The sequence below is a fragment of the Rhodococcus sp. NPDC056960 genome (assembly GCF_042674125.1).
Classification (GTDB): Bacteria; Actinomycetota; Actinomycetes; order Mycobacteriales; family Mycobacteriaceae; genus Rhodococcus_F.
Genome location: NZ_JBHURF010000057.1, coordinates 20,015 through 27,454, shown reverse-complemented (window position 1 = coordinate 27,454; position 7,440 = coordinate 20,015). Strand labels below are relative to the sequence as shown.

Genomic DNA, 7,440 nt, shown 5'->3' with positions numbered 1-7,440 from the left:
ACCGCCGGCCCCATGTCCATCGACAGGGAGATCAGCTGTCCGTCAGCAGGGACGAACGTGTCCGTCTACAGGGAGGTTGGCATGTCCGCTAGCAGGGGTCGCGCTGCAGCTCGCGCTTCGTCACCCGGCGCTCGTCGACAAGCTGGTCTCACTGTCGGCCACCTACCGCCAGGACGGCTGGTATCCGTCGGTAATCGAGGCCATCGAGGGTCTCGACGCCTCAGCCTTTGCCGGCACGCCCGTCGAGCAGTCGTTCAAGGAGCACACGCCGGACGCCGCGGCGTTCGGCACGTACCTCGAAAAGATGAAGGTTCTGAACGCCGAGGACCAGGACATCAGCGACGCACAGATGCGTTCGATTTCGGCGAGGACGATGGTCATCATCGGGGATGCGGATGGCGTCAGGCCGGAGCATGCGCTGAAGATGTTCGAACTGCGCGGTGGCGGCGACGAGCAAGCAGCAGCGTCGGGGATGCTCCAGAAGGTTCCGGCCGCGCGCTTGGTGATTCTGCCGGCGACGTCACACATCGGCATCTCTGGGCAGACCGCAGTGCTGGTGCCGATGGTGAGTGAGTTTCTCGACGACGTGCCGCCTGCGACGCCGGATCTCTTCTAGGCGTCGCGCCGGGCTCACTTCACTGCCGAGTTGTCCCTGTCCCGGATGATCCGGTCGGCCAGCCGGTACACCGCCACCTCGTCCGGGATCCCGCACTGCGTGGCGCGCTCCCGGGCGGCGAGGAACGCCCGGGTCTCCTCGCTCCCCCAGTTGCGGTCCCGGTTCACAAACGCCTGCCGGGCCTCGGCGAGGTCTTCGAGCACCCACCATTGGAAGCGGTCCAGGGTGGCGACGATCTCGGCGATGCGGGCGAGTTCTGATCGACGCCCGCGCCACCGGTCGGCCAACTCCGAGCCCAGGAGCAGTACGCCGAGGACGACGGCACAGATCCCGCTGATCATTGCGCGCCCCGTCTGACGGTGGCCGCGGGCTTCCCCGGCTTGTTCGTGACCACGACCAGGGATACGGTCGCCGCGATCGCGACAACCAGGGTCACCGCCAGGGGCAGCGACATCTCGGCCACCGCCCCGACGCCCGTCACCACGAAGGCGAGCACGGCCAGCGCCCAGAGAACACGGGCCGCCACGGTCTGATGTTTGATGTGGGCGACCGAGCCGCCGACGACGAGCACGGCACCGAGCCAGAGGGTCCAGGTTGTCATGGCGGCGTGGGTCCTCCCCAGGTTCGGCGGGCATGCAGTCTCGTCGGACAGGGTGTCATGCTGCCGTGGTCACGGCAGACCGGCGGGGTCCTCGGTGGTCAGGAAGACAAGTCAGGAAGGCAAAGGGAAGCCGCCGGCACCTTCCCCGATGTCAGCGGCTCCTCATCCCTTCCGGGAACGCTACGCAATGCAGGTCTTGCCCGGTCAGGGTGACGGTGACGCCATATCGCCTCTCGGCAAGTGGTCGCTCGCGGCGACTTTTCTGGTGTGGTACCCGGGGTATGCGCGCCACCGTCAGATCCTTCAACAGAAGGCTGTCCGGAAGTATTCCGGCAACTGCATCACCGCGTACGTCCCCGCAGCTTCGGTGCCGGTGTCGTGGGAATGTCCGGGCACTGCCGTCGGGCAGAAAGGAGAACGCGGATTCCGGCAGCGGTCATCCACCACATCACCGGGTACGCGAGGAGGCTTTCGAAAAGGCCGACCCAGTTCGTGGACACCTGCATCAGCGCCGCGCCGACGCCGCTCAGGAATGCGATCACGATTGCCGCATAGCCGTAGGCCCGCCAGAAACGATCGCGCCGCAACGCCAGACCCAGGACCAGCGCTCCCAGAACGCCGGCGAGGCCACCCACTGCGCCACCGAAAAAATGCACCGCGGGGCGGAGGTTGTCGGGATTGGCACCCACGATGACCAGGCCGATACCGTTGACCAGCAGCAGAAGAAGGCCTGCGCGGGAGAGGCGGTTGGCCGGGAAGGCGCGGCGCAGCAGATATGCGCCGGCAGCAATGAGCAGCCCAACAGCTATCCACGTGACATCCGCAGCCAGGTGCCAGGGTGAGCATACGAATTTGCCCGCCTGTGTCAGACACTCCGTGGTGCCGAGACTGCTGATGAAGTTCCGGCGGACGCTGTAGCCGGGGTCCTGCCAGCGCGTCGCCGCGGCGATGTTCATCACCGTGAAAGCGGACACCGAAATCCACGCGACGGCGCCCGCCACCACCTCTCTCCTGCTCCTGGACTCCACAGGGAGCATGGCAGGTACCGCCTTCCTACAAAATGCCTGCGACTGACGACGTCCGAATACCCGAACACGAAGAGGATCAGAAGACATTGCAACCGGGCTGCACGGGTCTGCCTGTCAACCGATCGTTCAGGTAGTCGAAGGCGGCCGGAATTTCGGCGACAGCGGCCGCGGCGTGCCCCTGCACGTCGGTGCGGTGGTACGAGACCGTGGCGCCCGCGGCGCAGTATCGGTCGATCAGCGCGTCCGTCGACGGCAACGGCAAAGCGTCGTCGAGGCCGCTGTGCCAGGCATACATGGGGGCGGTGGGCACGGCCCGGCCGAGGTTCTGCTTGCCGGCGGCGGCCTGGATCGCGGGGTTTCCCGCGAGGTCGGACTGACCCGACGCGTCGTACAGGAGGCGGCCGGCGTTCGCGTTGACGACCTGTTGAACACACTGGTTCGAGGCTGTGGCGATTGCGGTGCGGCTCGCGTCGTCGAATTGCGCCGCGACATTCGCCTCCGGGCTCAGACGATCCAATGCCGCCAGCGCGATGGCCGCCAAGCCGGCGTTGTGTGTGCCGTTGTTCATCGCGATCGCGGCAAGCAGGTCGGCGGGTATACCGCCTGCGGCGAACCCGGCGACATTCAGTTCCGGTGCGTAGCGCGGCTGCATCTCCATCGTCGCGGCCGTCGCGAATGCCCCACCCGAGTAGCCGAAGGCAGCGACCGGCGCGGATGGCGAGAGTGCCGCGGGCGCGAAGGCCAGCGCGGCACGGATTCCGTCCAGGTTGCTGTGCGCCTCTTGATCACGGTCGAGGAATCGTTCCTGCGGTCCCTCGTAGTCCGACACCACGACGGCCCAATTACGTTGCAGCAGCGCGGTAGCCACCGGAGTCTCTGGATCCTGGCCGTTCTGCAGTCCGGCCTGAACGCCTGCCCGCAGGACATAGGAGGACGCGCACTGGATGCCCAGACCGTCCTCGGCCATCTGATAACTCACCACGGGCCTGGGTCCTGCGCCGGTCCACGGGGTGTCGGGCACCATGACCGTGGTGACACCGGTGGTGGGCCGGTTGTCGGCGTCGCTGGACTTGTACTGGATCTGCCACACGTTGATCGGCAGCGGAAGCCCGTACAGGGCCGAGGGTCGAGATCCCAGGATCGCCCCGTTGGCATAGGCGCCGAGATTCGGGGGCGGAGCATAGAACGGATCACGGTCGGGTGTGAGGACCTGCGGCGCACCGACGGGGTCGGCGTAGGACGTACCACCGATTGCGGCGGCCACGACGACGGCCGTCGCGACGCACAGGCTGCGAATGATCGATCGGCGATGCCGGCCTGCGCGGGTGTTCTGCATTCGTGTGGTCATGGTTGAACTCCGATCAGGCATGGCGGGCCACCGGTTTCGCACGCCGGGAATTTTCGTGGATCAGGGCGACGATGTCGCTCCAGAGGGCGCGCGGCAGTTCGTGTCCCATACCCGGGAAGATGGTGAGGGTCGATCCGGGGACGACCCGATTCAATGCCTTACCCGCTGCCGGTTCGATCAATCGGTCGCTGTCGCCGTGCAGAATCGTTGTCGGAATGGCTATCTGCGACAGCGCTTCGGTGCGGTCGGGTGAGGCGAAGACCGCGGCCAGCTGTCGCGCGGCACCGTCGGGGTCGTGATCCCGGTCGTACATGAGCCCGCCGAGCTCTCGCTGCCACTCGAGATCGGTGGGATAGCCGGGCGAGGAGCATGGTGCCTCGTTCTGCAGGTACAACTCGATGGCTTCGCCGCGACTCCGGGCGCGGGGCAGGGCCATCCGGCCATGGACCAGATCGGTCCCCACAGCGAAGTCGAGATTGGGGGCGGTGAAGACCAGAGCCAAGGACCGAACACGTGCAGGGTCGCGGATCACCAACTCCTGGGCGATCAGGCCCCCCATCGACTGCCCGACGACGTGGGCGGACTCGATCCCGAGTGCGTTGAGCAGGCCGGCGGTGTCAGCGGCCATGTCTGCCAGTCGATATCCGCCGGCAGGGAATTTCTGGGACAGCCCGACATCGCGGTTGTCGAATCGGACGACATGAAATCCGCCGTCGGCGATCGACGTGCACAGTTCGGGATGCCAGCCGAGCATGTGGGCGCCGAGCCCCTGAATCAGTAGCAGCGGTGCGGCTTTCGGGTCACCGAACGTGTCGTAACACAGGCGCACTCCGTCGGGGGTGCTGATGCAGGGCATGCGACGGCCTTTCCTGAGAAGGTGGTCAGCGGATCGAGCGGATCCGCATGATGACGAGCCCCGCGACGAACGCGCAGGCCGCGCCGAAGACGAACAGGGCGACATAGCTGCCGAATACGGTGAGCAGCGCACCGGCCACCACCGAGGCCAGGGCTGGTGGGAGTCCGGTCGCGACCGCGAGGAGGCCGAAATCGCGGCCCTCGTTTGCTTTGTCGGGCAATACCAGCGACATGACCGCGAGGTCGACGGCGAAGTAGGTGCCGATGAACGCACCCGACAGGAACGCGTACACGACCATGCCGCTCCAGCTCGGGCTCGAGATCGGGACCAGCATCGACACGGCAAGCCCGGCGGCGCTGATGCCGACGAACAACTTGCGCCGGTCGAGCCGGTCCGCGAGCCACCCGGTGAAGACGGCCACGACCGCCCACGTCACCACCGAGATCGTGGACAACGTGCTCACCGCGACGGCGACGTCACCATCGGGGATGTTCTCGACACCGATGTAGTCCTGCATCGCATAGAACAGGTAACCGCTCACGGTGAAGTAGGCCAGCGACAAACTGGCCCGGCTCAGAAATGCGAGGGTGAAATCCTTGCTGCGGAACGCCACGAAGAACGCGCGCAGGGTCTCCGAGACTCGCCGCGATGTTCGCGGTGCCAGGACGGCATCGGCCGAGGACGGCTCCCGCGCGCCGAGCACCAGCGCCGCGCTCGTCACTACGAAAGCGACGTCGAAGATCGCATAGGCCCACAAGTGGCCGACCCTGCTGGCGACATTGACCCCGACCATGATTCCCAGCGGTGTTCCGAGCCCGATCACCGAGGAAGCGAGACCGCGCCTGCTCACCGGTACCCGGTCGGGCAAGATCGCCGAGAACGCGCCCTGGTAGAAGTTCGCGGTGAACCACACGGCCACGTAAGCGCAGGCCAGCACCACGATCCCGGTGCTGAGACCCATGACGAGCAACAGCGCGGCCGACAGCACCGACATTGCCAGGATCCAGGGCGAACGCCGACCGAAACGTGAACGGGTGCGGTCGGAAACGGCTCCGCCCAGTGGCAACGCCATCACCGCCGAGAGAGCGGCCAGGGCGGTGACCACCGCCAGATTTCCCACCTTGGCCCCGGGATCGAAACCCTCGACCTGCGACGGCACGAGAATCTGTGACACGCCATTGAAGGCGGCATACATCGCCGTCGTCGCCGGTAGCAGGAACGCGAACAAGCGTCCGAGCCCGGCCGTGCGGGCCGTAGAGCTGGAGACCTCGGTGTCGAGCATCGTCATCCTCTCACTAACCAGTGGTTCGAAGGGGAGCCACTCGCATCCATATCGAGTGCTTCGGCGGGGCGCCACGACCAGACCATATGTGAATTGCTGGAAGCGTAGACCTAACCACGGCCCGGCCGCAAGGCTCGATCCCGATTCGGCAATTATCGTTGATTTCTGCCCTAGAAGGAGGTGCTTCTCGCCAAAGAGCGGCGAGTACTGGGTGCATAAGTGAATATATGGAAGTTTTAGTCGAGCCGATGGGCTGAAGTGCGACGGCGTAGTCGCCGCGCAGAAGGCTTCAGAAGCGCATCCGCCCCTGCTGTGCGGGCGTCCCACCGGCCGGCCGGTATCCTTCCGGGGTCGCACATGAAAGGAACCCGATGGTGAGCGAGTCGGAACTGATTCGACCTGCCCGCGGCACCCGGCCGTCGAATCGGCGACAATTGATCATCGACGCCGCCGTCGACCTCTTCACGCAGCGCGGTTATGCGGAGGTCGCCATGAGCGATGTGGCTGCCGCCGTCGCCATCGGCCCCTCGGCGCTGTATCGCCACTTCCGCGGCAAGCAGGACCTACTGGCAGTCGCGATCGACCACGAGCTCGCCCAGTTCGTGGAGGTGGTGCAGGCATGCGCCACCGATCCCCACGGTGACGTGACCACGAGGTTGGCGACGGCAGTGCTGGACCACCGTGGCGTCGGAGTGCTGTGGCGCCGGGAGGCCCGCAACCTGCGCCCGGCCGACGCAGCCGCGTTCCGGGCCTCGGCCCGCCGGATCGCCGAGACCCTTTCCGGTGTCATCCGCGAGCGTCGTCCAAGCCTCGCTGCCACCCAGTCAGACCTGCTCGCCTGGTGTGCGATGGCAGCGGCCAACAGCGTCTCCTTCCACAACCTTTCGCTACCGGAACCTGACTTCACCCGCATACTGGCACAGCTCATCTCGGTGGTCATCGACGCCGAGATCCCAGCTCCCCGCGATGCAATCGAGGACGCTCGCGACACTGGTCGCCTGGAGATCCAATCGCGGCGGGAGATGATCCTCACCCACGCGGTACCGCTGTTCGCCGCGAAAGGCTTCGCAGCGGTCAGCGTCGACGACATCGGTGCCGCCACCGGTATCACCGGCTCCAGCGTCTACAACCACTTCGACACCAAAACCGACATTCTCGCCGCAGCCATCACCCGCGGCGACGAATGGCTGCGGATCGAGATGCATCGGACCTTCGCCCACACCGGCGACCCACGGAAGGGACTCGCCGAGCTGCTCACGGGTTATTGCACTTTCGCGCTCGACAATCCGCGACTGATGCAGATCCTGATCTCGGAAACCGGACACCTGCCAGAGCCCCAGCGCCATCGTGCTCGCTCGGCGCAATACACGTACATCACCGAATGGGTCCACCTGCTGCTCCGCATCCATCCCACCTGGGACGCCACCCCGACCCGCATCCGGGTGCAGGCAGCGCTCACCATGATCAACGATGCAGCAATAACCCCACATCGGTGGCATCGCCACAGCCTCGACGCGGCGCTGACCGGAATCGGTGCGCAGATGCTCGCTCTCGCCGAGGCGTGACCACAAGCCCGAATTCTCGCGTCGAGGTATGGTGACCGCGCGCATAACCGAAGTAGGGTGTGGCGCGGCGCCGGCAGGGCATATACGCCGATCGTGCGGGTGAGGGTGTCGCACCGAGTGATCCTGCGTGCCATGCTCACCGAC

The 7,440-nt window shown here is 66.0% G+C and carries 8 protein-coding genes; 2 read left to right on the top strand and 6 right to left on the bottom strand.

All coding sequences use genetic code 11. The features are described from left to right. The first annotated feature begins 76 nt into the window (after window positions 1-76). On the top strand, window positions 77-616 hold the full coding sequence (locus tag ACFTWF_RS43755; RefSeq protein WP_378467300.1) for an alpha/beta fold hydrolase: 540 nt from the start codon (window positions 77-79) through the stop codon (window positions 614-616). Window positions 617-630: 14 nt separating this feature from the next. Here the strand turns inward: ACFTWF_RS43755 and ACFTWF_RS43750 are convergent, their stop codons facing one another. The 6 genes from ACFTWF_RS43750 to ACFTWF_RS43725 all read right to left on the bottom strand — a co-directional run bounded on the left by ACFTWF_RS43750 (window position 631) and on the right by ACFTWF_RS43725 (window position 5,731). Continuing rightward, on the bottom strand, window positions 631-957 hold the full coding sequence (locus ACFTWF_RS43750) for a hypothetical protein (RefSeq protein WP_378467299.1): 327 nt from the start codon (window positions 955-957) through the stop codon (window positions 631-633). Further along, entirely contained in the window at window positions 954-1,217 is a 264-nt protein-coding gene (locus ACFTWF_RS43745; RefSeq protein ID WP_378467298.1) for a hypothetical protein, read from the bottom strand. Before ACFTWF_RS43745 ends, ACFTWF_RS43750 begins: the two co-directional genes overlap by 4 nt. Before the next feature lie 341 nt (window positions 1,218-1,558). Then, the gene (locus ACFTWF_RS43740) at window positions 1,559-2,218 is read right to left on the bottom strand and encodes a DUF998 domain-containing protein (RefSeq protein ID WP_378467297.1); all 660 of its coding nucleotides are present in this window, start codon (window positions 2,216-2,218) and stop codon (window positions 1,559-1,561) included. A gap of 103 nt (window positions 2,219-2,321) precedes the next feature. Continuing rightward, a complete protein-coding gene (locus ACFTWF_RS43735; protein WP_378467296.1) occupies window positions 2,322-3,593 on the bottom strand; it encodes a lipase family protein in 1,272 nt (423 codons plus the stop codon). A 13-nt stretch (window positions 3,594-3,606) separates the two neighbouring features. Next, the gene (locus ACFTWF_RS43730) at window positions 3,607-4,449 is read right to left on the bottom strand and encodes an alpha/beta fold hydrolase (protein WP_378467295.1); all 843 of its coding nucleotides are present in this window, start codon (window positions 4,447-4,449) and stop codon (window positions 3,607-3,609) included. A 25-nt stretch (window positions 4,450-4,474) separates the two neighbouring features. Beyond that, on the bottom strand, window positions 4,475-5,731 hold the full coding sequence (locus ACFTWF_RS43725) for an MFS transporter (RefSeq protein ID WP_378467294.1): 1,257 nt from the start codon (window positions 5,729-5,731) through the stop codon (window positions 4,475-4,477). 371 nt (window positions 5,732-6,102) lie between these two features. Here ACFTWF_RS43725 and ACFTWF_RS43720 point away from each other — a divergent pair, with 371 nt between their 5' ends. Then, entirely contained in the window at window positions 6,103-7,296 is a 1,194-nt protein-coding gene (locus ACFTWF_RS43720) for a TetR/AcrR family transcriptional regulator (protein WP_378467293.1), read from the top strand. The last annotated feature ends 144 nt before the right edge of the window (window positions 7,297-7,440 follow it).

Bases quoted from the DNA above. Each gene is read 5' to 3' on its own strand.
- ACFTWF_RS43745 (WP_378467298.1), bottom strand. From the start codon at position 1,217: ATGACAACCTGGACCCTCTGGCTCGGTGCCGTGCTCGTCGTCGGCGGC.
- ACFTWF_RS43730 (WP_378467295.1), bottom strand. From the start codon at position 4,449: ATGCCCTGCATCAGCACCCCCGACGGAGTGCGCCTGTGTTACGACACG.
- ACFTWF_RS43750 (WP_378467299.1), bottom strand. From the start codon at position 957: ATGATCAGCGGGATCTGTGCCGTCGTCCTCGGCGTACTGCTCCTGGGC.
- ACFTWF_RS43720 (WP_378467293.1), top strand. From the start codon at position 6,103: ATGGTGAGCGAGTCGGAACTGATTCGACCTGCCCGCGGCACCCGGCCG.
- ACFTWF_RS43725 (WP_378467294.1), bottom strand. From the start codon at position 5,731: ATGCTCGACACCGAGGTCTCCAGCTCTACGGCCCGCACGGCCGGGCTC.
- ACFTWF_RS43735 (WP_378467296.1), bottom strand. From the start codon at position 3,593: ATGACCACACGAATGCAGAACACCCGCGCAGGCCGGCATCGCCGATCG.